Origin of the sequence: Mesorhizobium alhagi CCNWXJ12-2 (genome assembly GCF_000236565.1) — a bacterium.
GTDB classification, from domain to species: Bacteria; Pseudomonadota; Alphaproteobacteria; order Rhizobiales; family Rhizobiaceae; genus Allomesorhizobium; species Allomesorhizobium alhagi.
Genome location: NZ_AHAM01000033.1, coordinates 13,463 through 39,541, shown reverse-complemented (window position 1 = coordinate 39,541; position 26,079 = coordinate 13,463). Strand labels below are relative to the sequence as shown.

24 protein-coding genes are annotated in these 26,079 nt (G+C 64.4%); 14 read left to right on the top strand and 10 right to left on the bottom strand.

The annotated features are described in order from the left end of the window. Positions 1-24: 24 nt before the first annotated feature. Together leuS and lptE are read left to right on the top strand one after the other, a co-directional pair. The gene (gene leuS / locus MAXJ12_RS04890; RefSeq protein WP_008834666.1) at positions 25-2,658 is read left to right on the top strand and encodes a leucine--tRNA ligase; all 2,634 of its coding nucleotides are present in this window, start codon (positions 25-27) and stop codon (positions 2,656-2,658) included. Between the two features lie 133 nt (positions 2,659-2,791). Further along, positions 2,792-3,205: an LPS assembly lipoprotein LptE gene (gene lptE / locus MAXJ12_RS04885; protein ID WP_341872520.1), complete on the top strand. Its 414-nt coding sequence runs from the start codon at positions 2,792-2,794 to the stop codon at positions 3,203-3,205. A gap of 11 nt (positions 3,206-3,216) precedes the next feature. Here lptE and fsa read toward each other — a convergent pair whose 3' ends face one another. Then, positions 3,217-3,870, bottom strand: a complete 654-nt coding sequence (fsa, locus tag MAXJ12_RS04880) for a fructose-6-phosphate aldolase (protein WP_008834664.1) — start codon at positions 3,868-3,870, stop codon at positions 3,217-3,219. A gap of 90 nt (positions 3,871-3,960) precedes the next feature. On the opposite strand from fsa, the gene MAXJ12_RS04875 reads away from it, so the two are divergent. Next, positions 3,961-6,141 carry a primosomal protein N' gene (locus MAXJ12_RS04875; protein ID WP_008834663.1) on the top strand — a complete coding sequence of 727 codons (2,181 nt, stop codon included), beginning with the start codon at positions 3,961-3,963 and terminating at the stop codon, positions 6,139-6,141. A 1-nt stretch (position 6,142) separates the two neighbouring features. Here MAXJ12_RS04875 and MAXJ12_RS34265 read toward each other — a convergent pair whose 3' ends face one another. Then, entirely contained in the window at positions 6,143-6,676 is a 534-nt protein-coding gene (locus tag MAXJ12_RS34265; protein ID WP_008834662.1) for an SAM-dependent methyltransferase, read from the bottom strand. Between the two features lie 88 nt (positions 6,677-6,764). Between MAXJ12_RS34265 and MAXJ12_RS04865 the strand changes: the two genes are divergently transcribed. The 8 genes from MAXJ12_RS04865 (at position 6,765) to MAXJ12_RS04830 (ending at position 14,864) form a co-directional block, all read left to right on the top strand. Beyond that, positions 6,765-7,160, top strand: coding sequence for an AGROH133_08824 family phage infection protein (locus MAXJ12_RS04865; RefSeq protein ID WP_008834661.1), 396 nt, complete (start codon positions 6,765-6,767; stop codon positions 7,158-7,160). Between the two features lie 223 nt (positions 7,161-7,383). Continuing rightward, a complete protein-coding gene (locus MAXJ12_RS04860; protein WP_008834660.1) occupies positions 7,384-7,944 on the top strand; it encodes a F0F1 ATP synthase subunit delta in 561 nt (186 codons plus the stop codon). Continuing rightward, entirely contained in the window at positions 7,944-9,473 is a 1,530-nt protein-coding gene (atpA, locus tag MAXJ12_RS04855) for a F0F1 ATP synthase subunit alpha (RefSeq protein WP_008834659.1), read from the top strand. Before MAXJ12_RS04860 ends, atpA begins: the two co-directional genes overlap by 1 nt. A gap of 14 nt (positions 9,474-9,487) precedes the next feature. Beyond that, a complete protein-coding gene (locus MAXJ12_RS04850; protein ID WP_008834658.1) occupies positions 9,488-10,381 on the top strand; it encodes a F0F1 ATP synthase subunit gamma in 894 nt (297 codons plus the stop codon). A gap of 77 nt (positions 10,382-10,458) precedes the next feature. Continuing rightward, the gene (gene atpD / locus MAXJ12_RS04845) at positions 10,459-12,072 is read left to right on the top strand and encodes a F0F1 ATP synthase subunit beta (RefSeq protein WP_040584900.1); all 1,614 of its coding nucleotides are present in this window, start codon (positions 10,459-10,461) and stop codon (positions 12,070-12,072) included. A 1-nt stretch (position 12,073) separates the two neighbouring features. Further along, positions 12,074-12,538, top strand: coding sequence for a hypothetical protein (locus MAXJ12_RS04840; RefSeq protein WP_040584898.1), 465 nt, complete (start codon positions 12,074-12,076; stop codon positions 12,536-12,538). Then, entirely contained in the window at positions 12,531-12,929 is a 399-nt protein-coding gene (locus MAXJ12_RS04835; protein ID WP_008834655.1) for a F0F1 ATP synthase subunit epsilon, read from the top strand. Before MAXJ12_RS04840 ends, MAXJ12_RS04835 begins: the two co-directional genes overlap by 8 nt. A gap of 225 nt (positions 12,930-13,154) precedes the next feature. Beyond that, positions 13,155-14,864: a heparinase II/III family protein gene (locus MAXJ12_RS04830; RefSeq protein WP_008834654.1), complete on the top strand. Its 1,710-nt coding sequence runs from the start codon at positions 13,155-13,157 to the stop codon at positions 14,862-14,864. A 13-nt stretch (positions 14,865-14,877) separates the two neighbouring features. Here the strand turns inward: MAXJ12_RS04830 and MAXJ12_RS04825 are convergent, their stop codons facing one another. Next, positions 14,878-16,362 carry a carboxypeptidase M32 gene (locus MAXJ12_RS04825; RefSeq protein ID WP_008834653.1) on the bottom strand — a complete coding sequence of 495 codons (1,485 nt, stop codon included), beginning with the start codon at positions 16,360-16,362 and terminating at the stop codon, positions 14,878-14,880. A 768-nt stretch (positions 16,363-17,130) separates the two neighbouring features. On the opposite strand from MAXJ12_RS04825, the gene MAXJ12_RS04820 reads away from it, so the two are divergent. Further along, complete coding sequence (locus MAXJ12_RS04820) at positions 17,131-17,484, top strand: DUF1304 domain-containing protein (protein ID WP_008834652.1); 354 nt, start codon at positions 17,131-17,133, stop codon at positions 17,482-17,484. A gap of 1 nt (position 17,485) precedes the next feature. Here the strand turns inward: MAXJ12_RS04820 and MAXJ12_RS04815 are convergent, their stop codons facing one another. The 7 genes from MAXJ12_RS04815 to MAXJ12_RS04785 all read right to left on the bottom strand — a co-directional run bounded on the left by MAXJ12_RS04815 (position 17,486) and on the right by MAXJ12_RS04785 (position 23,847). Then, complete coding sequence (locus MAXJ12_RS04815; RefSeq protein ID WP_008834651.1) at positions 17,486-18,514, bottom strand: peptidoglycan -binding protein; 1,029 nt, start codon at positions 18,512-18,514, stop codon at positions 17,486-17,488. A gap of 1 nt (position 18,515) precedes the next feature. Further along, positions 18,516-19,538 carry a MotA/TolQ/ExbB proton channel family protein gene (locus MAXJ12_RS04810; RefSeq protein WP_008834650.1) on the bottom strand — a complete coding sequence of 341 codons (1,023 nt, stop codon included), beginning with the start codon at positions 19,536-19,538 and terminating at the stop codon, positions 18,516-18,518. 129 nt (positions 19,539-19,667) lie between these two features. Further along, positions 19,668-20,357, bottom strand: coding sequence for a PAQR family membrane homeostasis protein TrhA (gene trhA / locus MAXJ12_RS04805; protein ID WP_008834649.1), 690 nt, complete (start codon positions 20,355-20,357; stop codon positions 19,668-19,670). Between the two features lie 64 nt (positions 20,358-20,421). Further along, on the bottom strand, positions 20,422-21,222 hold the full coding sequence (locus MAXJ12_RS04800; protein ID WP_008834648.1) for an inositol monophosphatase family protein: 801 nt from the start codon (positions 21,220-21,222) through the stop codon (positions 20,422-20,424). A 131-nt stretch (positions 21,223-21,353) separates the two neighbouring features. After that, positions 21,354-21,920, bottom strand: a complete 567-nt coding sequence (efp, locus tag MAXJ12_RS04795) for an elongation factor P (protein ID WP_008834647.1) — start codon at positions 21,918-21,920, stop codon at positions 21,354-21,356. A 109-nt stretch (positions 21,921-22,029) separates the two neighbouring features. Continuing rightward, a complete protein-coding gene (locus MAXJ12_RS04790) occupies positions 22,030-23,178 on the bottom strand; it encodes an SEL1-like repeat protein (protein WP_008834646.1) in 1,149 nt (382 codons plus the stop codon). A gap of 12 nt (positions 23,179-23,190) precedes the next feature. After that, on the bottom strand, positions 23,191-23,847 hold the full coding sequence (locus MAXJ12_RS04785; protein WP_040584893.1) for a thiamine phosphate synthase: 657 nt from the start codon (positions 23,845-23,847) through the stop codon (positions 23,191-23,193). Positions 23,848-23,989: 142 nt separating this feature from the next. On the opposite strand from MAXJ12_RS04785, the gene MAXJ12_RS04780 reads away from it, so the two are divergent. Next, on the top strand, positions 23,990-24,760 hold the full coding sequence (locus tag MAXJ12_RS04780; protein WP_040584891.1) for a sulfite exporter TauE/SafE family protein: 771 nt from the start codon (positions 23,990-23,992) through the stop codon (positions 24,758-24,760). Positions 24,761-24,884: 124 nt separating this feature from the next. Continuing rightward, positions 24,885-26,075, top strand: coding sequence for an OpgC family protein (locus tag MAXJ12_RS04775; protein WP_008834643.1), 1,191 nt, complete (start codon positions 24,885-24,887; stop codon positions 26,073-26,075). Positions 26,076-26,079: the final 4 nt, after the last annotated feature.

Genomic DNA, 26,079 nt, shown 5'->3' with positions numbered 1-26,079 from the left:
CGTCTTTTAAGTGAAAAACCGGTCATGGCAACCGAACGATACAATCCGCGCGCGTCCGAACCCAAATGGCAAAAGGCCTGGGACGACGAAAAGCTGTTCGAGACGCAGAACGACGATCCGCGCCCGAAATACTATGTGCTCGAAATGTTCCCGTATCCGTCCGGGCGCATCCATATGGGCCATGTCCGCAACTACGCGATGGGCGACGTAGTCGCCCGCTGGCGCCGCGCCATGGGCTACAATGTGCTGCATCCGATGGGCTGGGACGCTTTCGGCCTGCCGGCCGAGAACGCCGCGCGCGACAACAAGGTCAATCCGCGCGACTGGACCTACGCCAACATCGAGACGATGAAGGGCCAGTTGAAGACGATGGGCCTGTCGCTCGACTGGGCCCGCGAGATCGCCACCTGCGACCCGAGCTATTACCGCCACGAGCAGAAGATGTTCCTGGATTTCTGGCGCGCCGGACTGGTCGAGCGCAAGTCGGCTAAAGTCAACTGGGATCCGGAAGACATGACCGTGCTCGCCAATGAGCAGGTGATCGACGGCCGCGGCTGGCGCTCCGGCGCCCTGGTAGAACAGCGCGACCTGACGCAATGGTTCTTCAAGATCACGTCGATGTCGCAGGAACTGCTCGACAGCCTCGACACGCTCGACAAATGGCCGGAAAAAGTGCGGATCATGCAGTCGAACTGGATCGGCCGCTCGGAAGGCATGCTGGTCCGCTGGAAGCTGGCGAAGGAAAGCGCGCCCGAAGGCGAGACCGAACTCGAGGTCTATACGACACGTCCGGACACGATTTTCGGCGCCTCCTTTATGGCGGTCGCTGCCGACCATCCGCTGGCCCGCAAGGCTGCGGAGACCAACCCGGCGCTGGCAAAATTCATCGACGAAGTTCACCGCATGGGCACGTCGGCCGCCACGCTCGAGACGGCGGAGAAGAAGGGGTTTGACACGGGCATCCGCGTCGTCCACCCATTCGACGAAAGCTGGACGCTGCCGGTCTATGTCGCGAATTTCGTGCTGATGGATTACGGCACGGGCGCCATCTTCGGCTGCCCGTCGGGCGACCAGCGAGACCTCGACTTCGCCAACAAATACGGCCTGCCGGTGGTACCGGTGGTGATGCCGGAAGGTGCGGACGCGAAAACCTTCCAGATCATCGACGAAGCCTATGTCGACGACGGCGTGATGATCAATTCGCGCTTCCTCGACGGCATGACTCCGAAACAGGCTTTCGACGAGGTCGCGATGCGGCTCTCCGGCGTGACCGTCGGCAACCGCCCGCAAGCCGAGCGCAAGGTGCAGTTCCGGCTGCGCGACTGGCTGATCTCGCGGCAGCGCTATTGGGGCTGCCCGATCCCGGTCGTCCATTGCGACGATTGCGGCTCGGTGCCGACGCCGGACAAGGATTTGCCGGTGCTGCTGCCGACCGAAGTCAGCTTCGACAAGCCTGGCAACCCGCTCGACCACCATCCGACGTGGAAGCACGTCGACTGTCCGAACTGCGGCAAGCCGGCACGGCGCGACACCGACACGATGGATACCTTCGTCGATTCGTCCTGGTACTTCGCGCGCTTCACCGATCCGTGGAACGAACAGAGCCCGACGACGCCGAAATACGCCGACGGTCCGCAGGGCTGGCTGCCGGTCAACCAGTATATCGGCGGCATCGAGCACGCGATCCTGCACCTGCTCTACTCGCGGTTTTTTGCGCGGGCGATGCAGGTCACCGGTCATTTGAACGAGGTGAAGGAGCCGTTCGAGGGCATGTTCACCCAGGGCATGGTGGTTCACGAGACCTACAAGGGCCCGAAGGGCTGGGTGCAGCCGGCCGAGGTCAAGGTCGAGGAGACGGACGGAAAGCGCCGCGCGACGCTGCTTGCGACGGGGGAGGAGATCGAGATCGGCTCGATCGAGAAGATGTCGAAGTCGAAGAAGAACGTTGTCGATCCCGACGACATCATTGCCAGCTACGGCGCCGACACGGCGCGCTGGTTCATGCTGTCGGATTCGCCGCCGGAACGCGACGTGATCTGGACGGAGGCCGGCGTGGAAGGCGCGCACCGCTTCGTGCAGCGCGTCTGGCGACTGATTTCGGAGACGTCCGCCGAGCTCTCGGGTATTGCGCCGCAGGCAGCCAGCGATGGCGAGGCGGGCGCCTTGTCGAAGGCCGCGCACAAGGCGCTGAAAGCAGTGGGCGAGGATATAGGCAGACTCGGCTTCAACAAGGCGGTGGCGCGTATCTACGAACTGGTGAATGCGATGCAGGCGCCGTTCGCCGCGGTCGCCGCCGGCAAGGCCTCGCCCGAGTTGCGTTCGGCCGCGCGCGAAGCCGTGGATATACTGATCGTGATGATTGCGCCGATGATGCCGCATCTGGCCGAAGAGTCCTGGGCCGCACTCGGCGGCGAGGGGTTCGTGGCGAATCGCCGCTGGCCGGATTTCGATCCGGCGCTCGTCGTCGACAGCGAAATCACCTATCCGGTGCAGGTCAACGGCAAGAAGCGCGGCGATTTGACAATCGCCCGCGACGCAGATCAAGGTGCCGTCGAAAAGGCAGCGCTCGCACTCGATTTCGTGCAGAAGGCGCTCGAGGGCAAAAGCCCGCGAAAAGTGATCGTCGTGCCGCAGAGGATCGTCAATGTCGTCGTCTGAATGCAAAGCCCCGGCCCGTCTCCTGCGCGGCGCGGTGTTATCCGCCTGTATCGCCGCTATGGCCATTGCATCGGCATGCACGGTGCGGCCGCTTTATTCGAACACAGTGGCGCCGGGAGGAACGGGAACCACCGTGGCTGCGTATCCGTCGATCGACATCAAGCCGGTCCAGACGCGCTATGCACAGGAAGTGCGCAATCACCTGATCTTCATGCTGAACGGCGGAGCGGGGCAGCCGGCAAACCCGCAATATTCGCTCGACCTCGGCGTCACCGAGGTGGCCACCGGTTTATTGCTGGCGGCTACGACCACGGGTGAGGACCGGCCGTCGGCCGGAACGATCGTGATGACCTCGTCCTACAGGCTGACGAAAGTCGGCACGGGCGAGGTGGTCGCGCGCGGTACGCGACGGATTTCCTCGTCCTACGACCGCCCGCGGCAGGAATTCGCCGCGCTCAGGGCCCAGCGCGACGCCGAAAACCGCGCCGCCCGCGAACTGGCCGAGTTGCTGAAGCTCGCGATCGGCCAGGATCTTTCGCGGCTATAGCTGCCCGCCGCTTAGCCGATCTTCTGGCCGGTCTTGGCCCAGTCGGCGAGGAATGCTTCCAGGCCCTTGTCGGTGAGCGGATGCTTGACCAGCGCGCGCAGGGTGGCCGGTGGCGCGGTGATGACATGCGCGCCAATGAGGGCGGCCTGCTTGACGTGATTCACCGTGCGGATGGAGGCCGTGAGGATCTCGGTCGGGAAACTGTAATTGTCGTAGATCTGCTTGATCTCGGCGATCAGTTCCATTCCATCCGAACCCGTGTCGTCGATCCTTCCGACGAAGGGCGAGATAAAGGTGGCGTCGGCCTTGGCAGCAAGCAGGGCCTGGTTCGCGGAAAAGCAGAGGGTGACGTTGACCAGACGGCCGGTTGAACGGATCGACTTGCAGGCCTTCAGGCCGTCTAGCGTCAGCGGCACTTTGATGCAGATGTTGTCTGCGATCTTCGACAGCACGTCGGCTTCGCGCATCATCTCCTTGTATTCGGTGGCGACGACTTCGGCCGAGACCGGACCTTCGACGATGCCGCAAATCTCCCTGGTGACCTCGGCGATATTGCCGCCGGATTTCAGGATCAGCGACGGATTGGTGGTGACGCCGTCGAGCAGGCCCAGATCGTTGAGCTCGCGGATTTCCTTTACGTCGGCGGTGTCGACGAAAAATTTCATGGCAGTCTCCCTGGCAAATGGAATGCGCCGCGAAGGCGGCTGGCGGGTTGGACTTTGCTCTAGCCGAAAGTCCGGGCAAGGTCACGCCTCATGAAACAAGATTCGCCGCTGCTTGCCGTCCCCGTTCTCGTGCCGATGCCGGCCGAGCGGCCCTACACCTATGCGGTGCCGGCCGGGATGCATGTCGAGCCTGGCTCGATCGTGCGCGTGCCGCTCGGGCCGCGACAGGTGGCGGGCATCGTCTGGGATTCGGCGTGCGAAACGGTCGACGCGAAGAAGCTTCGGCCGATCGAGCAGGTGTTCGATTGCCCGCCGATCGGCAAGGAGATGCGCCGTTTCGTCGACTGGATCGCCGCCTATACGCTTTCGCCGCCGGGAATGGTGGCGCGGATGATCCTGCGTGCACCGGAGGCTTTCGACCCGGAGCCATGGATCGAAGGACTGGTTAGGACCGATTCGGAGCCTGACCGGATGACCGGGGCTCGCGCGCGTGTCTTGGAGATGGCCTCAGACGGGCTGGCCTGGACCCGCTCGGGACTCGCGCACGCGGCCGGGGTCTCGTCGACGGTCATCGACGGGCTGAAGGCGCAAGGGGTGTTCGAGACGGCGATGATCCCGCCGCGGCCGGTCGTGGCCGCGCCCGATCCAAGTTTCGCGGCGACCGTCTTGACTGGCGACCAGGAGAAGGCGGCGGCGTCCTTGCGCGAATCCGGCGCTAAAGGCGCATTCGGCGTAACGCTGATCGACGGTGTTACCGGTTCGGGCAAGACCGAAGTCTATTTCGAGGCGGTGGCGGCGGCGCTGGAAAAGGGCAGGCAGGTGCTGATCCTGCTGCCGGAAATCGCGCTGACGCAGGCTTTTCTCGAGCGATTCCAGGACAGGTTCGGTGCAAAGCCCGCAGAATGGCACTCCGACCTCGCGCCGCGCATGCGCGAAAAGGTCTGGCGGCAGGTGGCGGAAGGCGGCGTCAGGGTGGTGGCGGGCGCGCGCTCGGCGCTGTTCCTGCCGTTCAGGGAACTCGGCCTGATCGTCGTCGACGAGGAGCACGACCCCGCCTACAAGCAGGAAGACCGCGTTTTCTACAATGCCCGCGACATGGCCGTGGTGCGGGCGCATATCGGCGATTTTCCGGTGGTGCTGGCCTCGGCCACGCCCTCTGTGGAAAGCCGGGTCAATGCGAGCCAGGGCCGCTACGCCCGCGTCGCGCTGCCGGCGCGCTTTGCCGAGGCGGCGCTCCCCGACATCAAGGCCATCGACATGCGCCGCGCGCCGCCGGCGCGGGGCGGCTTTTTGTCCCCAGTCCTCGTCGGCCATATCAGCGAGACGCTGGCGCGGGGCGAACAGTCGCTGCTGTTCCTCAACCGGCGCGGCTATGCGCCGCTGACGCTCTGCCGGGTCTGCGGCCACCGCTTTCAGTGCCCGGACTGCTCGGCCTGGCTGGTCGAGCACCGCTTTCGCGGACAACTCGTCTGCCACCATTGCGGCCACAATGAAAAGCGTCCTGAAGCCTGCCCGGAATGCGGCGCGCTCGACCATCTGGTCGCCTGCGGGCCGGGGGTGGAGCGGATCGCCGAGGAAGTGGTCGGGCATTTTCCCGATGCTCGCACGATCGTGCTCTCCTCCGACATCATGGGCGGGGTGAAGCGGCTCCGGCTCGAACTGGAAGCCATCGCCAAGGGCGAGGCCGAGATCGTCATCGGCACGCAACTGGTGGCCAAGGGACACAATTTTCCCAACATGACGCTGGTCGGCGTGGTCGACGCCGATCTCGGCCTCGCCAATGGCGATCCGCGCGCCGCCGAGCGGACCTTTCAGCTACTGAGCCAAGTCACCGGACGGGCGGGCCGCACCGGTAAGAAGAGCCTTGGCCTGCTGCAGACGTTCCAGCCCGATCATCCGGTGATGCGGGCGATCGTGTCGGGCGATTCCGAGGCATTCTACGAACGGGAGATCGTCGAGCGCGAAAAGGCCGGGCTGCCGCCATTCGGCCGGCTGGCCGGCATCATCGTCAGCGCCGCGACGCGGGCCGAGGCCGAAGCGCATGCGAGACAATTGAGGCGGGCAGCGCCCGCGGCAAGCGACATCCATGTGCTCGGCCCGGCCGAGGCGCCGCTAGCGCTTATCGGCGGACGCCACCGCTTCCGGCTCCTGGTGCAGGGCGGCCGCCGCTCCGACATGCAGGTTTTTTTGCGCGCCATGCTTGCCGGCGGGCCGAAGCTGCGCGGCTCGGTGCGGGTGCAGGTGGATATCGACCCGCAGAGCTTTTTGTAAGCTACGCGCTGTTTCCGATCGGCCTTGCCACCACGCCGAACAGACTTGAGCGGCTGGCATCCGCCTCGATCACCTCCAGCACCTGGAAACGATTGGCTTCGAGATTGGCGAGGAGCTTCGCCTCCGCCTGCTTGCGCCCCGCCAACGACAGCGGCTCGGAGAATAAGAAGAGCGTTCCGTCCGGTGCGAGCAGCTTCGTGACGGCGTCGAGACCTCTGGCAGCGTCGAGCCAGAACAGGTTGACGTTGATGGCGAATATCTTGTCGAAAGAACGCGCCGGCCCTGTCATATCCTCCAGGGCGGTATGGCGGAACGAGACCTTGCCGGCTACGACGTGATCTTCGTTCCTGAGCAGAGCGGCGTCGATGGCGATCGCCGACCGGTCGATTGCGGTGATTGTCCCGGAAGTCAGCAGAGGGCAAATAAGCGAAACGGCCACGCCGCGGCCGCATCCGATTTCCAGCAGCCGCTCGTCGCCGGCGATCTTCAATTGCTCAACTGCCCAGCTCAGCCTCTCCGGAATCTTTTGAGCCATAACGATTCTCCCGACGTTCAACTATCTGGCGAAGTCGCCGCCGATCGATAGTATGGCAGCGGTTCGAGCGATTCTGGAGGGGACGACAATGGAATTCGCGTTTCCGTGGCCGGTTACACAGGGCGAGTGGCTGGCCTGGTCTTCGGCGGCCGTCACCGTGCTGCTCGGCCTGATGTTCTTGTTCGCGCCGCGCCTGTCGTTCAAGGCGCTGCGGCTTCAGACGACCGAGGCGCATCCGGAGGCGGTGGCGGCCGCCCGCGCCAACATGTCGGGTTTTTATCTCGGCGTCGGCCTGTGCTGCATCCTCCTGGCGCAACCGCTGCTTTATATGGCGCTCGGCTTCTCCTGGCTGTTCACTGCGTTCGGCCGGTTTGTGTCGATCCTGTCGGACCGTGGAAACACCCTCTACAACTGGGTTTTCGTGCTCGTCGATCTTGCACTTGCGGCGCTGCCGCTGGGGTTTGCCTTCGGCTTCATGCTCTGAATCACGCAGTCTCCACAGGGCTGCGACAAAACTGCCCAAACGCCCGTCCGGCAACGTGTTGCGGTCGGTAAAGGCCTGTGCTAGACGGCAGTCGACTTTCGTTCGGGGGACGCGTCACGCGCAGGCTCTCCGTCGAGAAATTGCAGCAAGGTCAAAGATTTAGCAGAGTTCCACACTCGCGCCAACAATCTTGCGGCCTGTCAGACAAGAGAAAAGACGGTCCGTGGCACAGTCTAGCTCGCCAATCTCCGGAGTTGCCGAACGCTATGCGGGTTCGCTCTATGAACTCGCGGCCCAGGCCAAGGCGGTTCCCGCCGTGGAAGCCGATCTCGGCCGCTTCGAGGCGCTGCTCGGGGGAAGCGAGGACCTGACCCGGATGATCCGCAGCCCGGTCTTTTCGTCGGACGAGCAGTTCAAGGCGATTTCCGCGATTGCGGCCAAGGCGAAGATCGGCGGCCTGGTCGGCAATTTCCTGCGCGTCGTCGCCAAGAACCGCCGCCTCTTCGCTGTGCCGGCAATGATCCGGGCATTCCGCCAGATCGCCGCCGCAGAGCGCGGCGAGGTCTCGGCCGAAGTGACCTCGGCCCATGCGCTGACCCCGGCGCAGGAGAAGGAATTCAAGACTGCCCTCAAAGGCGTTGCCGGCAAGGACGTCTCGATCGCCGTCACCGTCGACCCGTCGCTGCTCGGCGGCCTCATCGTCAAGATCGGCTCGCGCCAGATCGACACTTCGCTAAAAACCAAACTCAATTCGCTCAAGCTCGCACTGAAAGAGGTCGGCTGATGGACATCCGCGCCGCGGAAATTTCCGCAATTCTGAAAGACCAGATCAAGAATTTCGGCAAGGAGGCTGAAGTCTCCGAAGTCGGCCAGGTCCTGTCCGTCGGCGACGGCATTGCCCGCGTCTATGGCCTCGACAATGTCCAGGCTGGCGAGATGGTCGAATTCCCGGGCGGCATCCGCGGCATGGCGCTGAACCTCGAAAGCGACAATGTCGGCGTCGTCATCTTCGGCAACGACCGCGATATCAAGGAAGGCGACACCGTCAAGCGCACCGGCTCGATCGTCGACGTACCGGTCGGCAAGGGCCTGCTGGGCCGCGTGGTCGACGCGCTCGGCAACCCGATCGACGGCAAGGGCCCGATCGACGCCGCCGAGCGTCGCCGCGTCGACGTCAAGGCGCCCGGCATCATTCCGCGCAAGTCGGTGCACGAGCCGATGTCGACGGGCCTCAAGGCCATCGACGCGCTGATCCCGATCGGCCGCGGCCAGCGCGAGCTGGTCATCGGCGACCGCCAGACCGGCAAGACCGCGATCATTCTCGACACCTTCCTCAATCAGCGGCCGCTGAACCAGGGCGACGACGAGAGCCAGAAACTCTACTGCGTCTATGTCGCCGTCGGCCAGAAGCGCTCGACCGTCGCGCAGTTCGTCAAGGTGCTGGAAGAGCGCGGTGCGCTCGAATATTCGATCGTCATTGCCGCGACCGCTTCGGACCCGGCGCCGATGCAGTTCCTGGCGCCCTTCGCCGGCTGCGCCATGGGCGAATATTTCCGCGATAACGCTATGCATGCGGTTATCGCCTATGACGATTTGTCGAAGCAGGCCGTCGCCTATCGCCAGATGTCGCTGCTGCTGCGCCGCCCGCCGGGCCGCGAAGCCTATCCCGGCGACGTCTTCTACCTGCATTCGCGCTTGCTCGAACGCGCCGCCAAGCTCAACGACGAGAACGGCAACGGCTCGCTGACCGCGCTGCCGGTCATCGAGACGCAGGCCAACGACGTGTCGGCCTACATCCCGACCAACGTGATCTCGATCACCGACGGCCAGATCTTCCTCGAGACCAACCTGTTCTTCCAGGGCATCCGTCCGGCCGTGAACGTCGGCCTCTCGGTGTCGCGCGTCGGTTCGTCGGCGCAGATCAAGGCGATGAAGCAGGTCGCCGGCTCGATCAAGGGCGAACTCGCGCAGTACCGCGAAATGGCTGCCTTCGCGCAGTTCGGCTCCGACCTCGACGCCGCCACGCAGCGCCTCCTGAACCGCGGCGCACGCCTGACCGAACTCCTGAAGCAGCCGCAATTCTCGCCGCTTAAGACGGAAGAGCAGGTCGCGGTGATCTTCGCCGGCGTCAACGGCTACCTCGACAAGCTCGCCCTGAACCAGGTCGGCAAGTTCGAGCAGGGGCTGCTCGCGCATATGCGCTCGGAGGGCAAGGAAGTGCTCGACGGCATCCGCAAGGAGAAGGCGCTGTCGGACGATCTGCGCGCCCAGCTGAAGAGCCATATCGACGCCTACGCGAAAAACTTCGCCTGATTGCGGGATAGGGCATGGCTTCCTTAAAAGACCTTCGCAACCGTATCGCCTCGGTCAAGGCGACGCAGAAGATCACCAAGGCGATGCAGATGGTCGCCGCGGCGAAGCTGCGCCGCGCGCAGGAAGCCGCGGAAGCCGCTCGTCCTTATTCTCAGCGCATGGGCGCGGTGCTGGCGAACATCGCACAGGCAGTCGGCAGCGCCGGCGGCAGCGATGCGCCGCGCCTGATGACGGGAACCGGCAGCGACGATACACATCTGCTGGTCGTCTGCACCGCCGAGCGCGGCCTTTGCGGCGGCTTCAATTCGCAGATCGCGCGTTTTGCGCGCGACCGCATCCGCAAGCTGCTGGCCGAAGGCAAGACGGTTAAGATCATCACCGTCGGCAAAAAGGGCTACGATATCCTTCGCCGCGAATATGGCGCGCTGATCATCGAGCGCGTCGACCTGCGAGAGGTCAAGACGCTCGGCTTCGTCAATGCGGACGCCATCGCCAAGAAGGTGATCGCGCTGTTCAACGAGGGCGGCTTCGACGTCTGCACGCTGTTCTATTCCGAATTCAAGTCGGTGATCAGCCAGGTTCCGACCGCGCAGCAGATCATTCCCGCCGGGGCGACAGTCGCCGCCGCGGAGCCGGAAACTGCCGGCGGCAACGCCGTCTACGAGTACGAGCCGGAGCCAGGCGAAATCCTCTCCGACCTCATCCCGCGCAACATTTCCGTCCAGGTCTTCCGCGCGCTGCTGGAAAACGCGGCCGGCGAGATGGGCGCCAAGATGAGCGCCATGGACAATGCGACGCGCAATGCCGGCGACATGATCAACAAGCTGACGATCACCTACAACCGCCAGCGGCAGGCGCAGATCACCAAGGAACTGATCGAAATCATTTCGGGCGCGGAAGCGCTCTAGCCACATGATCCCGATACGCCGCAGGCATTTGCGGACGGGCTCGTGTGAAACAAGGAACGGACACAGAGGTTATCACCATGGCTAAAGCAGCTACTCCGAAAGCGGCTCCGGCGGCGAAGGCCCCCGCGGCAAAGAAGGCGGCGCCTGTCAAGGCAGCCGCCGTGAAGGCTCCCGCCGCGGCTGCGAAGGCTGCCCCGGCAAAGGCTGCCGCTGCAAAGCCGGCGGCGGCAAAGTCGGGCGCGACTGCGATGATGGCCAAGGGCCAGGCCGGCCGCGTGGCGCAGGTCATCGGCGCCGTCGTCGACGTGCAGTTCGACGGCGAACTGCCGCCGATCCTGAACGCGCTGGAGACGATGAACGGCGATAACCGGCTCGTCCTCGAAGTGGCGCAGCATCTTGGTGAAAACACCATCCGCTGCATTGCCATGGACACGTCGGAAGGCCTCGTGCGCGGCCAGGCCGTGTATGACACGGGTTCGCCGATCACCGTTCCGGTCGGCGACGAGACGCTCGGCCGCATCATGAACGTCATCGGCGAGCCGGTCGACGAAGCCGGCCCGGTCGTGACGGCCAGCCGCCGCGCCATCCACCAGGACGCGCCGGCCTATGTCGACCAGTCGACGGAAGCGCAGATCCTCGTCACCGGCATCAAGGTCGTCGACCTGCTCGCGCCCTATGCGCGCGGCGGCAAGATCGGCCTGTTCGGCGGCGCTGGCGTCGGCAAGACCGTTCTTATCCAGGAACTCATCAACAACGTCGCCAAGGCGCATGGCGGTTATTCCGTGTTCGCCGGCGTCGGCGAGCGCACCCGCGAAGGCAACGACCTCTATCACGAGATGATCGAGTCGGGCGTCAACAAGGACCCGCATGAGAACAACGGCTCGACCGAAGGTTCGAAATGCGCCTTGGTGTTCGGCCAGATGAACGAGCCGCCCGGAGCGCGCGCCCGCGTTGCGCTGTCGGGCCTGACCATCGCCGAGCATTTCCGCGATCAGGGCCAGGACGTGCTGTTCTTCGTCGACAACATCTTCCGCTTCACCCAGGCGGGCTCGGAAGTGTCGGCTCTGCTCGGCCGCATTCCCTCGGCGGTGGGCTACCAGCCGACGCTGTCGACCGATATGGGCCAGATGCAGGAGCGCATCACCACCACCCACAAGGGCTCGATCACCTCGGTGCAGGCGATCTACGTGCCGGCCGACGATCTGACCGACCCGGCGCCGGCGACCTCGTTCGCCCACTTGGACGCGACGACCGTGCTCAACCGCGCCATTTCGGAAAAGGGCATCTACCCGGCCGTCGACCCGCTCGACTCGACCTCGCGCATGCTCGACCCGCTGATCGTCGGCGAGGAGCACTACCAGGTCGCCCGCAGCGTGCAGGAGATCCTGCAGCGCTACAAGTCGCTGCAGGACATCATCGCCATTCTGGGCATGGACGAGCTGTCGGAAGAGGACAAGATCACGGTCGCCCGCGCCCGCAAGATCGAGCGCTTCCTGTCGCAGCCCTTCTTCGTGGCCGAAGTGTTCACCGGCTCGCCGGGCCAGCTCGTGCCGCTCGAAGAGACTATCAAGAGCTTCAAGGGCCTTGTCGACGGCGAGTACGACCACCTGCCGGAAGCGGCGTTCTACATGGTCGGCGGCATCGACATGGCGGTCGAAAAGGCACGGCGTCTGGCCGCGGAAGCTGCTTGATGTGATGCCGGTATGGGCGGAGGTCGAAGAACACTTCGCCCATGACGGCGCTTGGCGTGACATTATTGTTCCAGACAGCGGACCAGCTGAATGGCAGTTGTTTTTGGCAGCCGTTGGCGCAGGATTCTGGAAATTTGAATATCTGGTTGACGGTGAAAGGAAGCCCCTTCCCACTTCTGTAGGTGAGTTGTCGCACGATAATCAAAGGTTGTTGCGCATAGGCGTGTTAGCGAGCGGTCTGAACTGCCATTTGTGGACAGACAGCGAAATGGAACTGGACTTCATCCCGACCGACGTTTCGGGTCAAAGCGATCTAGATGACCTGGGTGAGTTCTGTATTCGCTTGGCTTCGACAGTCGGAAAATCGGTGGCGGTTACGTATGAGAATTTCCATGACGCCGCCATCCTCAAGTATTCGCCCGACGGGCAAGCTGAATACGTTGGAAAAGGTCTAAGCAATGGCTGAAGCTTTCAAATTCGAACTCGTTTCCCCCGAACGGCTGCTCGTTTCGGAACAGGTCGAGCATGTCGTGATTCCGGGCGCGGAAGGCGAGATGACGGTTCTGGCCAACCACTCCCCGGTGATGACCACGGTCAAGCCTGGCGTCGTGACCGTGAAATCGGCCGGCGGGGGTGAGGAGCGCTATGTGGTGTTCGGCGGCTTCGCCGACATCCTTCCGGAAGGCTGCACGCTGCTCGCCGAATCGGCGGTGCGGGTCGCGGAAATCGACCGCGACGATCTCGCCCGCCGCATCCAGGAGGCGCGCGAGGACGCCGCCGACGCCAAGAGCGACGACGAGCGCACCAGGGCCGAAGCCTTCCTCGGCCAGTTGGCGACACTGCAGGACGCGGTCTAGCCCAACCGGCGTTGAATCGTCGCGGGGCGAACAAGAGCGAGGCTGGGCCTCGCTTTTTTGTTGGGCGGATGAAATGGCGTGGTTCTGAACCGCAAGCTTGGAGGCGCGACGCCCTGGAGCAGCCGTTCTACGGGGACATTCCGCCTGACGGGGCAATTTCGCCTTCGCGCAACAGCGTGAATCATCTAGACTCTTTTCGGACGGGGGCGTCCGGAGGGTGACTTTTTGGCAGTGGCTGCAGGCAATACGACGCGTCTCTGGGCGCTCGTTGCCAGGGAGTATTGGCGCAGGGCCCGCCGCCGCCTGCGCGCCGGGCCGGTCTATCGCTGGCGGTACACCGGCCGCACGCCCGAACGTGTGCTGATCGCGCCGCCCGATCTGCGCCTCGCCGACCCGCAGATCGCGCTCGAAATCTACTATGGCCACTTCCCGCTTTCCGGCCACATGGTCGAGACGGCCGGCCGCTCCCCCTTCCAGATCGAGGTGGCCAACCGCGGCTGGCAGAAATCCCTGCACGGCTTTCGCTGGCTGCGCCACATGCGCGCCGCCGGAACCGAGCTTGCCGCCGCCAACGCCCGCGCGCTGGTTTCCGACTGGATCGCCATGCATGGCGGCCGCATCTCCGGTGTCGCCTGGGAACCGGCGACGACTGCCAAGCGCATCATCGCTTGGCTCCAGCATTCCTCCGTGGTGCTGCAGGGCGCGGAGCTGCCATTCTACCGCACCTTCCTGAAATCGCTGGCGCTGCAGATCCGCTATCTCAGGTCGATGGCGCGTGAATTGCCCGACGGCAAGGCGCGGCTGCGCACCCGCATAGCGCTCGCCTTCGCCGCGCTGTCGCTGCCCGCCTCGACTTCGACCCTGCGCAGCGCCACGCGCAACCTCGCGGAAGAACTCGAACGCCAGATCCTCCCGGATGGCGGCCATATCTCGCGCAATCCGATCGTCGTACTGGAGCTTTTGTCGGACCTGCTGCCGCTGCGCCAGACCTATGCTAACCAAGCCGAGCAGCCTCCTGCCGCGCTGATCGGCGCGGTCGAGCGCATGTTGCCGGCGCTGCGCTTCTTTCGCCATCAAGACGGCAGCATCGCCCGCTTCAACGGCATGGGCGCGACCATCCAGGACCGCATCGCGGCAATACTGCGCCATGACGACACGGTCGGTGCACCGCTGCTGCATGCGCCGCATTCGGGTTACGAGCGGCTCTCGATGGGCGAGACCACGGTCATCGCCGATACCGGCCTGCCGCCGCCCATCGACGTATCCGGCACCGCCCATGCCGGCTACCTGTCCTTCGAGATGTCGTCCGGCCGGCACAATTTCATCGTCAATGCCGGGGTCGACACCTATGGCGCGGAGGATTTTCGGCCGCTGGCGCGCGCCACTGCGGCGCATTCGACCGCCTCCGTCAACGACACCTCCTCGGCGCGCTTCACCCACTCGCCCCGCTTCGGCCTGCTCGGCTCGCCGCTGATAGGCGGGCCGCGCCATGTACCCTGCGAGCGCATGGATTCAAAGGGCATTCAGGGATTTGTCGCCAGCCATGACGGCTATGTGCCGGCTTTCGGCATCTATCACGAACGCGAGCTTTCTCTGTCCGGCCAGGGCGATGTGCTGAGCGGCGTCGACCGCTTTCTGCGTGCCGGCGGCGCACCGGTGCGCGACAATGGCCGCGACCTGGTGGCGGTCCGGTTCCATATTCACCCGGACATCGAGTTCTTTCGAGACGGACAGGGTCACTTCGTGCTCGCCGCCCCGCGCTCCGACCGCTGGACGTTCACCTGCAACGAGATCGCGCCGCAGGTCGAGGAGTCGATCTTCTTCGCCGGTCTCGGCGGCCCGCGACGCAGCCGCCAGATCGTGCTCGCCTTCAAGGCTTCCGAATTCGGCGAGGTGCGCTGGCAGATGACACGCACACGTCCGGCCGGTCCCTAGCGACGGGCGAAATTCATGCCCCGTAGCGCTTCTTCAGATGCGCGGTGAAATGCGCCGCGTTGAGCTTTTCGCCGGTGGCGCGCTCCATCAGCTCCGGCGTCGACCAGCGCGAGCCCTGGGACCAGATCTTGTCGCGCCGCCAGGTGGTGACCGTGTCGAATTTTCCCTTGGCGATCTCGTCGTCGACTGACGGATGCAGCTTCTCCAGCGCCGCCCATTGCTGCGCCGCCATCATCGCACCCAGCGTGTAGGACGGGAAGTAGCCGAAGGCGCCGCTTGGCCAGTGCACGTCCTGCATCGGCCCGTCCTGAGGCGTGTCGATGGTGGAGAGGCCGAGATAGTCGCGCATCTTGGCGTCCCAGGCTTCCGGCACGTCGGCGGCTTTCAGACGTCCGCTGACCAGTTCCTGCTCAAGTTCGAACCGCAGGATGACGTGCAGCGGATAAGTGACTTCGTCGGCGTCGACGCGGATCAGCCCGCGCTCTACCCAATGCACGTGAGCCAGTATCTCGTCCTTGCTCCACTTTTCGCCGAGGTACTGCTCGATCAGCGGCAGCGCCCACTCCCAGAAGGCCGGGTTGCGGCCGAGCTGCTTTTCGACGAACAGGCTTTGGCTCTCGTGCATCGCCATGCCGCGCGCCTTGCCGAGCGGCCAGTGCGACCATGGCTTGGGCAGGTTCTGCTCGTACATGGCATGGCCGGTCTCATGCAGCACGCCCATCAGCGCAGAGAGGAAATCGCTGGTCTTGTAACGCGTGGTGATGCGCACGTCGGTCGGCACGCCGCCGCAGAACGGATGGTGCGACACGGACAGGCTGCCATGGGTGAAGTCGAAGCCGACCGCCGCCATCATGGCAAGGCCGAGTTCGCGCTGCTTGTCGATCGGATAGACGCCGGACAGCGGCCGCAGCGGATTTTTTGCCAGCCGCTCCTCCTGCACCGCCAGCGCTTCCGGCACGAAGCCTTTCAGGAAAGTCTTCAGCTCGGAGAAAACCGGCGCGATGTCGATGGCGCGGTGGCCGGGATCGTACTGCTCCATCAGCGCATCGTAGCGGTCGAGGCCGGTTGCCGCGGCGCGAAGCTCCGCCTCCTCGCGCACCAGCGCGACAATGCCGTCCAGCGCCGGCAGGAAGCTCAGCCAGTCGTTCTTCGGCCGGAGGTCGCGCCAAAGCTGCTCGGAGCGCAGCCGCGCCGTGGTCTGGCGCTCGACGAACTCGGTCGGCAGGCAGGTCATGTTGGTGTATTGGCGGCGGAATTCGTGGAGCGCGGCCCGCTGATCCTCGTTGAGCGCCTCCTGTTGGGCCGTATCGATCCAGTCGGCGATTTCGGGCGCTGTCGCCCGGGCGTGGTGCATGCCGGCCAGCGCCGACATCGCCTCCGCCCGCTTCTCGCCGCCGCCGACGGCCATATGCGTCGCCTCGTCGGCGCCGAGGATGGCGAGCGAATGCTCCAGCGCTTCGAGCTTGCGGCAAAGCTGGTCGATTTTTTCGAAGGACATGGTGATTTCCGACTGTTGGGACGGGAGCGAAGGAACAGCAAGGGAAGGGCGATGGCAAGTCTGGCACTAAGTGCGTCCTTCGACAGGCTCAGGATGAGGGAGGTGGGCGCTGACCGTCAATCTTGAAGGTTTAGCCGAACACATACGGTCCTCATCCTGAGCCTGTCGAAGGACGCACCTCTCCCTTGCCACGCTGCGTTTCCGCCCTGGCTATTGCGAGAGCCCTTCGACCCTTCGATGAACTCAGGGCTCAGGGTGAGGTCGAAGGGGTGGTCCGGGAAGCGGGGCGCTTGGCCGAGCCTTCCGAAACTAAAATACGTGGCGCGACTTCCGCGCCCCGCCGCCGATTTCTGTCCCCGTCCGTTCCGCTGCGCCCTTAAAACCTTTCGGCTTTCGGGTCCTGTGTGCTCCTCCAGCCCGCCGGGACCGTAGTGTCCCGAGGGGAACCCTTGGACGGGGCCTCTCCGGCCCCATGGCTTCGTCGGCCATGGAACGGAAGCGCCGATCCTTCCCCGCTTTCGAACGACTCCGGAGCGTTCCCGGCAGGAAGGACGAGTGGGATTATGAGCGAGGGGCAGGATGTGTGAACAAATCCGGTGCAAAGATTCTTCCCGTCGGCTGTTATGCCATTGATCCGCAACAGTTCTTTTCGTGAACGAGCCGGAGTGGAGGTGGATTCTATCCACTTTGCAGGGCCTTGCTCGTTGCTACCGCCCCTTCCGTAGCGTTGAGTGGCTCCTGGAGTCTCAAACCTGACGGGGGAGCAAAATGCTTGGCAATGTCCTGATCGCGCTGGTGGCGGCGCTGCATTTCTATTTCATGTATCTGGAGATGATCGCCTGGGACACGCCGGCCGGCCACAGAGCATTCGGGCTGACGCCGGAATTCGCCAAGGCCTCCAAAGTGCTCGCCGCCAATCAGGGCCTCTACAACGGCTTCCTCGCCGCCGGGCTGGTCTGGGGCCTCTATCTCGGCGAGGCCGGTTTCACGATCAAGGTCTTCTTCCTGGCCTGCGTGATCGCCGCCGGCCTGTTCGGCGCGGCCACCGTCAGCCGGAAGATTCTCTATGTGCAAGCGGTTCCGGCGGTGCTTGCGCTGGGGACTCTGCTCGCCGGCTGGTAGCTCACCGCTCCGTCAGCTTCAGCTCGATGCGGCGGTTGCGGCTGCGCGCTTCTGCGGTATCGGCGGGGTCGAGCGGCTGGAACTCGCCGAAGCCGGCAGCCACCAGCCGGTTGGCCGGCACGCCGTTGTCGATCAAATATTTGACCACGGAAGTCGCGCGCGCCGACGACAGCTCCCAATTGTCGCGGTAGCGCCCGGTACCCGACAGCGGCCGGTCGTCGGTATGGCCGTCGACGCGCAGCACCCAGTTGATCTCCGGCGGGATCTCCTTCTGCAACTCGATGATCGCGCCGGCGAGCTTCTGCATTTCGGCGCGGCCAGCGTCGTTGATGATCTCCGAACCGACCGGAAACAGCACTTCCGACTGGAACACAAAGCGGTCGCCGACGATGCGGATGTTTTCGCGGTCGGAGAGGATTTCGCGCAGCCGGCCGAAGAAGTCCGAGCGGTAGCGGTTCAGTTCCTGTACGCGCTGCGCCAGGGCGACGTTCAGCCGGCGGCCGAGATCGGCGATCTTGGTGTTGGATTCGCGGTCGCGCTGCTCCGACACGTCCAGCGCCTGTTCGAGGGCGCCGATCTGCTTGCGCAACGCCGCGATCTGCTGGTTGAGAAGTTCGACCTGCGACAGCGCCCGCTGGCTGATCTGGCGCTCACTGTCGAGTTCGCCTGCCAGCGCGCCTATCCGCTCTTCGGCCTCCGCGCCGGCTCCCGCGCCCCGGTCGAGTAATTGCTGCAGGCGGGTGCGGTCGGATTCGGCCTGGGCGAGTGAGGCTTGCAGGTTGGCGAGCGCATCCTCCGCATCCTGCGTGTTCGACTGCTCGAGCGCCAGAAGCTGCGTCAGCTCGTTGATCTGGGAGTTGAGGCGGGTGAGCACCTCGTCCTTGCCGGAGATTTCGCGGCTGAGCAGGAACTGCGCCAGCACGAAGACCGAAAGCAGGAACATGATGGCCAGAAGCAGCGTCGAGAGCGCGTCGACGAAGCCCGGCCAGTAGTCTACGCGGCGGTCGCGCCTTGCGCGGGCTAGAGCCATCCTAACTCAGTTCCCGTTTCTTGAGAGCATCGGCGATCTTTTCCAGCGTGTTGCGCATCGCCTTCTGCTCTTCCCACTGCGCCTCGACCCAGTCGCGCATGATCTGTTGCTCGGAGCGCATGTTCTTGACCAGTCCAGAAATGCCGTCGGCGAGGTTGGCCATGGCGGTGGCGATGCGCGGATTGGAGCCGCCGGATTCCTGCAGGCTGCGCAGCCTTTCGGAGAGCGCCTTGATCTCGTCGGCGGAACCGGCCTTGGCCGGGTCGGCCACTATGACGTCGGACGAAAGGTCGGTGACCGAGGACAGCCAGTTTTCCAGCTCGGTGTAGAAGCGCGTCTGCGCCCGGCCAGCCTGGAGGTCGAGGAAACCCAGCACCAGCGAGCCGGCGAGGCCGAACAGCGACGACGAGAACGCCGTTCCCATGCCTTCGAGCGGCGCGGAAAGGCCGGATTTTAGCGAATCGAGCACGGCGGCGGCGTCGCCCGAGCCGGGATCGAGCGACTGGATGGTGTCGCCGATCGAGCCGATCGTCTGCAGCAGGCCCCAGAAGGTGCCGAGCAGGCCGAGAAACACCAGCAGCCCGATCAGGTAGCGCGAGATGTCGCGGGTCTCGTCGAGCCTGGTGGCGATCGAATCGAGCATCGTGCGCATAGAGCTGGTCGACAGCGCCACGGAGGTGGAGCGGCTGAGCAGCGCCTTCATCGGCGCGAGCAGCACCGGCTCGACGACTTCGGAGCCGGCGCGGAACGAATTGACCCAGCGGATTTCGCGAAACAGCCGCAGCACCTGCACGAAGGCGAGCAGGATGCCCACCGCCAGCACGCCGAGGATCAGCCCGTTGAGGCCGGGATTGGTGCCGAAAGCCGAGGAAATCTGCCGGGCTAGGATCGCCGCGATGAAGGCGACGATCGCCAGGAACACCAGCATTGAGAGGAGGAAGACCTGCGGACTCGACAGCCGGTAGGGGTCGTAGCCGCTGCTATCAGATGCCTCGCCCCCGCCGAATTTTCGCAAAAATGCCATGCGCGCCCGAATCCCGTTGCCGCGACCAGATTGATCGCGAGTCTGCCGCAATAAACTGAGCGCGACTCTAAACGGAATTGTGACGAAATTGAAAGACGCCGTGAGGCCGCAACCGCGGCTGAGACGCAATCAGAGGCGGTCGACGACCAGAGTGTTGATCAGGGCCGCGAAATGCAGGCCGGCGCCCGTGACGACGAAGCCGTGCCAGACCGCATTCTGGAATCGCAGGCCTTTCCACACGAAGAACACCACGCCGCAGGAATAGACGATGCCGCCGGTGACGATCAGCGCAATTGTCGTCGGCGGCAGGATTTCCAGGATCGGCCGCAGGACCACGACGCCGCTCCAGCCGATCGCGAGATAGAAGACTATGGCGGCGCGATCGAAGCGGCCGGGAAAGAGCAGTTTGGCGGCCATGCCGAGGGCGGCGGCGGACCAGACGACGCCGAGCATTCCGCGCGCAAGCCAGGCATCGTTCAATTGCGTGAGGAACGGAGTGTAGGTCGCCGCGATCAGGAGATAGATCGCCGCATGGTCGAAGCGCCGCAATATCCATTTAGCGGGCGATATCGGCCAGAGATTATAGGCGAGCGAAATCGACAGCACCGTCAGGACCGAGACGACGTAGAATGCCGCGGCGATGTATTCGCCCGGACCGGCGCGAAAGGCCGACATCGCCAGCAGCGCCGAGCCGGCGGCGATCGCAAGCACTATGCCCACCGCGTGAACGATGCCGTCGGCGATGAACTCGGCGCGCGAATAATCGAAGCGCCCCCTGTAGGGCACGTCGGCTTGAAGTGGTTGCGGGTCGCTCGTCATCTGCTCGATCGAGCTTATTTGAGCGGTCGCCGGGTCGTTTTTCAAGCCTTGGGGGCGCGGCGGTTCAGCGCGGCGCGAGCGGCTTCTTGAGTGTCTTCAGGAGGGCGCGGTGGATGGCCTCGTTGCCGGCGACGATGGAGCCGCTCTCCAACATGCCGGCGCCGCCTGCCGGGTCGCTGACGAAGCCGCCGGCCTCGCGGATCATCAATATGCCCGCCGCCATGTCCCAGGGCGACAGTGCATGCTCCCAGAAGCCGTCCATGCGGCCCGCCGCGACATAGGCGAGATCGAGCGCAGCCGAGCCGAGCCGGCGCACGCCCGACACTTCAGCCATGACGTTGCGAAGCTCGATGAGGTAGTTGCCGTGATGGCCGCGGCCGAGGTGCGGCACGCCGGTGCCGATGACGGTATCGGTGAGCTTGGTGCGGCTCGCCACGCGCAGCCTGCGGTCGTTCATGAAGGCGCCGCCGCCGCGTTCGGCGGTGTAGAGCTCATCCATGGCCGGATTGTAGATGACGCCGGCGACGATCTGGCCCTGGCGCTCCAGTCCGATCGAGATCGAGAAGATCGGCAGGCCGTGCAGGAAATTGGTGGTGCCGTCGAGCGGATCGACGATCCAGCGGTGCTGGTCGTCCTCGCCCGAAACCACTCCGCGCTCCTCCATCAGGAAGGCATAGCCCGGGCGGGCGCGGGACAGTTCGTTGTGGAGGATCTCTTCGGCCCTGTGGTCGGCCTGGCTGACGAAGTCGCCCGGCCCCTTCAGCGACACCTGCAGGTTCTGCACCTCGCCGAAATCGCGCGCCAGCGAGCGGCCGGCCTTCATGGCGGCCTGGACCATGACGTTGAGGATCGCTGAACGGGGCATGGGAAGTCCTTAGCGAATAGCGAATAGCGAATAGTGAGTAGTGAGTAGTGAGTAGTGAGTGCGGGTTGGGAGCCGCCGGTTGCGGTATAAAAATTTTCTATTCGCTACTCACTATTCCCTATTCGCTTATTTCAGTCCGCGCGGCGGACGTAGGTGATCTCGTTGGTGTCGACGACGATCTTCTCGCCTGACGAGATAAAGGGCGGCACCAGCACGCGGATGCCGTTTTCGAGCAGCGCCGGCTTGTAGGAGGAGGCTGCCGTCTGGCCCTTCACGACCGGGTCGGCCTCGGTGATGGTCAGCGTTACCTGGTCGGGCAGCGAGATGCCGATCGGCCGTTCGTCGTAGAGTTCGACCGTCACCATCATGCCGTCCTGCAGGAAGGCGGCGCGGTCGCCGACGAAATCCTTCTGCAGTTCGAGCTGCTCGTAGCTCTCGGTGTCCATGAACACCAGGGCGTCGCCCTGTTCGTAGAGATAGGAAAAATCCTTCTGCTCGAGACGGATCTTTTCCACGGTCTCGGCCGAACGGAAGCGCTCGTTGAGCTTGGTGCCGTTGATCAGGTTCTTCAATTCGACCTGGTTGTAGGCGCCGCCCTTGCCGGGCTTAACATGGTTGGTCCTGACCGCCACCCAGAGCCCGCCATCATGCTCGATGACGTTGCCGGGACGGATTTCGTTGCCGTTAATCTTGGCCATATTTCGCGATTCCGGAGGTTTGTACGCCGATTGGCGGTTTCGGCGCCTCCAAGACCACAAATCGGCAAAAGAGGCAAGGGATCGAAGGAAATGCCGGAGAAGCAGGCCCTCAGCGGAGCCGGTTGGCGCGCTCCAGGGCCTTCTTGAGCTCTTCGTCGGTCAGCCCGTTGAAGAAATCCTCCATTTCGGGATCGGTAAGCCCCGCGCGCCGGGCGAGGATGTACCAGGCGGCGGCGGCAATGGAATCCGGCTCGACGCCGAGTCCCTTCATGTAGAGCTTGGCGAGGCGGTTCTGCGCCGCGACATTGCCGCCCGCCGCCGCCCGCCGCATCCAGCCGAAACCTTCCTTCAGATTGCGCGCACCACCGCGCCCGTCGACCAGCCAGGTGCCAAGATCGAGTTGGGCGGTGTCGAAATTCTGCCGTGCCGCCAACACCAGCCAGCGCCGCGCTTCCTTCTCGTCCCTGGCCTTGCCGCCGACACCGTTGGCATGGATTTGCGCCATTGCGTATTGCGCGTCGGCAAGACCGGACTTGGCCGCGCGCTCGTAGTAGGAGACTGCCTTTTCGAGCCCTTTCGCCCCACCCTCGCGGTCGACCAGCATCTGCGCGAAATTGAATTGCGCCAGACGGTTGCCGGCTTCGGCGGCCGCTTGCATCAGCGCATAGGCGCCCTGCGGGTCCCTCTTCACAAAGCGCCCGTCGAGGAGCATCAGCCCATACTGGAACTGCGCCTCCGGAACGCCCTGCTCGGAAGCGCGCGCGTACCATCTGGCGGCCTCGGCCTCGTTGCGGGCCATGCCGAGCCCGCGCGACAGTATCTCAGCGACCAATGTCTGCGCGGCCGGGTCGCCGTTTTCGGCGCGCACCAGCGCCAGATTGTAGGCGGTCTTGTAGAGCCCGCGCTGGAACGCGCCATAGGCGGGATCGGCGGGCTTGGCCCCGAAGCGCGCCGGGTCGGGCTTGCCGTCGGCGGTTCGGGGGCCGCCGAACCGCGTGGGATCGACGCCTAGCGGCTTTGCCTCCGCGGGAGCGGGCAATGGGCTAGCTAGTGGCGGAGCGGCGGGGATTTTTGCCGGCGGCTCTGCTGTGAGAGCTTTCGGCGGCGGCTCCGTGGTAGTCTCCGCAGGCAATTTCGTTTCCGGCGCGGCCTTCTGTGCCGGTGCGGGATCAGCCGGCGCAGCGTCCTCCGCATGGACGCCGGGCGCCGCTGAAAGCAATGCCAGCGCCGTGAGCCATGCTCGGACGGATGGTTTCAATGCAGTCAAAACCTACTCCTCGAACCGTGGCGCCGTCTCGTCGAGAATGGCGTTGGCGCGCGCAATGGCCTGTGCGGGATCGACGCCATCACCGAATACGGCGCTTGACAGCGCCACGAACTCGCATCCCGTTTCCGCCACCGTTTCGACCGAAGCGATGTCCGAGCCGGCCATGAGGATGCAGGGGATTTCGATCATCTCGGCCCACCAATGGCCGAGCGCAAGGTTGCGATTGTGCGGTTCTGGCTTGTTGTCGTAGCCGAAGCGGCCGAAGAACATGTAATCGGGACGCGCCTCGCCCAGATTCAGTGCATCGTCGCGCGTCTTGGCCCCGCCCGCGCCGACCGTCATCCGGTCCTGGAAGCGTTCGATCGCCTCCTCGAGTGCGGCCCTTCCCGTTTCGAGATGCAGCCCGTCTGCCCCCACCCGGCCGGCGATCCGCGTATCGTCGGCTATGATGGCGGCAATGTTGGCCGCCTGCGCAACCGGCACGATCCGCTCGGCGAAAGCCTGGAACGAGGCTTCGTCGAGCTCGTAGGCCGGCAGGATGATCGAAGCGATGTCGCCGCCCGAGATCGCGGCGCGCAAGCGCGGCTCGAACGCCGCGGCGTCTTCGCCGGACGGAGCGATCAGCACTATGCGGCAGCGGTTGGGCGGTGTGACGTGCATTGCTGAGCTTTCTGTCGGTTCCCATGCAGCGGGATCGTGGTTGGATTTGGGCATAGACGAAGGCTGGCCGCTTGAACAGGGTTTGCGCCTCTCGCCGAATCGCCGCTGTCGCGATATTGCGGGATGGCGAAAGGCCCTTTCCATGAACGCGCTGCTCACCGATCCGTGGTTCTACGCGGCCGCCATTCCGGCCGTCATCCTTGTCGGCCTGTCGAAGGGCGGCTTCGGCGGCGCGGTCGGCTTTGTCGGCGTGCCCTTGATGGCGCTCGTCATGCCGCCGGTGCAGGCGGCCGCGATCCTGCTGCCGATACTGGTGCTGATGGACATGGTCTCGCTGTGGACCTGGCGCGGCGTGTTCGACCGCCTGACGCTGACAACGATGCTGCCCGGCGCGCTGGCCGGCATCGGCCTTGGCTGGCTGACGGCGGCGCTGGTCACAGCCGACATGGTGCGCTTCATCGTCGGTGCGGTAGCGATCGTTTTCGTCGCGCGCTGGGTCTACCAGCAGTTCAGGCACGGCTCCGCCTATGCCGCCAGCCCGAACCGTATCGCCGCGGGCTTCTGGGGCGCCGTCGCCGGCTTCACCAGCTTCGTCGCCCATGTCGGCGGGCCGCCCTTCCAGGTCTATGCGCTGCCGCTGCGGATGGACCCGAAAGTGCTGACCGGCACCGGCGCGATCTTTTTCGCGGTTACCAATGCGGTCAAGCTGGTTCCCTATTTCGCGCTCGGCCAGTTCGACACGACCAACTTGACGGCTTCGGCCGTGCTGATGCCGATGGCGCCGCTCGCGACGCTTGCCGGCGCATGGCTCGTGCGCCGCATGCGGCCGGAAGTGTTTTACCCGTTCACTTACGCCACGGTGGCGATCATCGGGCTCAAGCTGATCTGGGACGGCGTCATCCAAATGTTTTGAAGGTGAATTATTTTGTGACGGAGAGGCGCACAAATTCGCCTCTTTCGGACAGCTTCTGCATGGCGGATTCGCCGCGCCGCCGACTCGGACCGCGAGGCACCGAGTGAACGTCACGGAAGAAGTCATGACCGCGATGACCGTCAGTCCCCGACTCAGGCGGGACACCAGCATCGACGTTTTACGGGCGCTGGCCCTGCTGACGATCTTCGTCAACCACGTGCCAGGCACCCTGTTCGAGCACCTCACCCACAAGAATTTCGGCTTTTCCGATTCGGCCGAAGCCTTCGTCCTGATCTCCGGCGTCTCCGTCGGCCTGGCCTACGGGCTGAAATTCCAGCCGGGCAACAGGCTGGTGATTGTGCTCAAGGCGTGGAAGCGGGCGGGCGTGCTCTATGTCGCTCATGTCATGACGACCGTGGCGACACTGGCCATATTCTCGGCAGCCGCGCTTTATTTCACCCGGCCCGATCTTCTGAAGCTGATCAACATCCAGATGATCATCGAGGACACGCCGGAGGCGCTGATCGGCATCGCCACGCTCGGCCACCAGATCGGCTACAACAACATATTGTCCATGTATGCGGCCGTGCTCCTGATGATGCCGTTCTTCCTGCTGCTGGGCAGCCTCAATCTCGGCCTGATGGTTACGGTCTCGGGCCTCGTATGGCTGCTTGCCGGTGTCTGGCAGATCGCTCCGGCCAACTACCCGGCCGACGGCCTCTGGTTTCTCAATCCGCTGTCCTGGCAGTTTCTCTTCATAATCGGCGTCGCTTCGACGATGCATGTCCGGCGTGGCGGCGAGATCCGCTTCAACCTGTGGCTGGTCTTGCTGGCCGTCGCCTATCTGGTCTTCGCTCTGGTCTGGGTCCGGCTTCCGCTCTGGGGCGCGGAAACATCGCTGGCGCTGCCCGCAGTTCTCGGCGGCTTCGACAAGACGTTTCTTTCGCTGTCCCGACTTCTGCACATCCTCTCGCTCGCCTACCTGATCACGGTGCTGCCCGGCCTCTCGAACCTGGCGCGGACGAGCCCCCGCAATCCGCTGGCGGTGCTCGGCAGGCATTCGCTGCCCGTCTTCATCGCCGGCACCATGCTGGCGATGCTCTGCCAGGTGATGAAGATCGTCAGCCCCGGCGGCTTCGTCTACGACACGGTGCTGATCTCGACGGGCATCGCGCTGCAATTCGCCTTCGCCTACTATCTCGAATGGCTGCCGAAGATCGGCTTCGGCGGACGCCGACCCGCGGACATGGCGGCGACCGGATCCGCGCAGTCGCCGAAGGCATCCGTCGGTGAAAGGGCCGGGGCGCTCTTCTGATCAC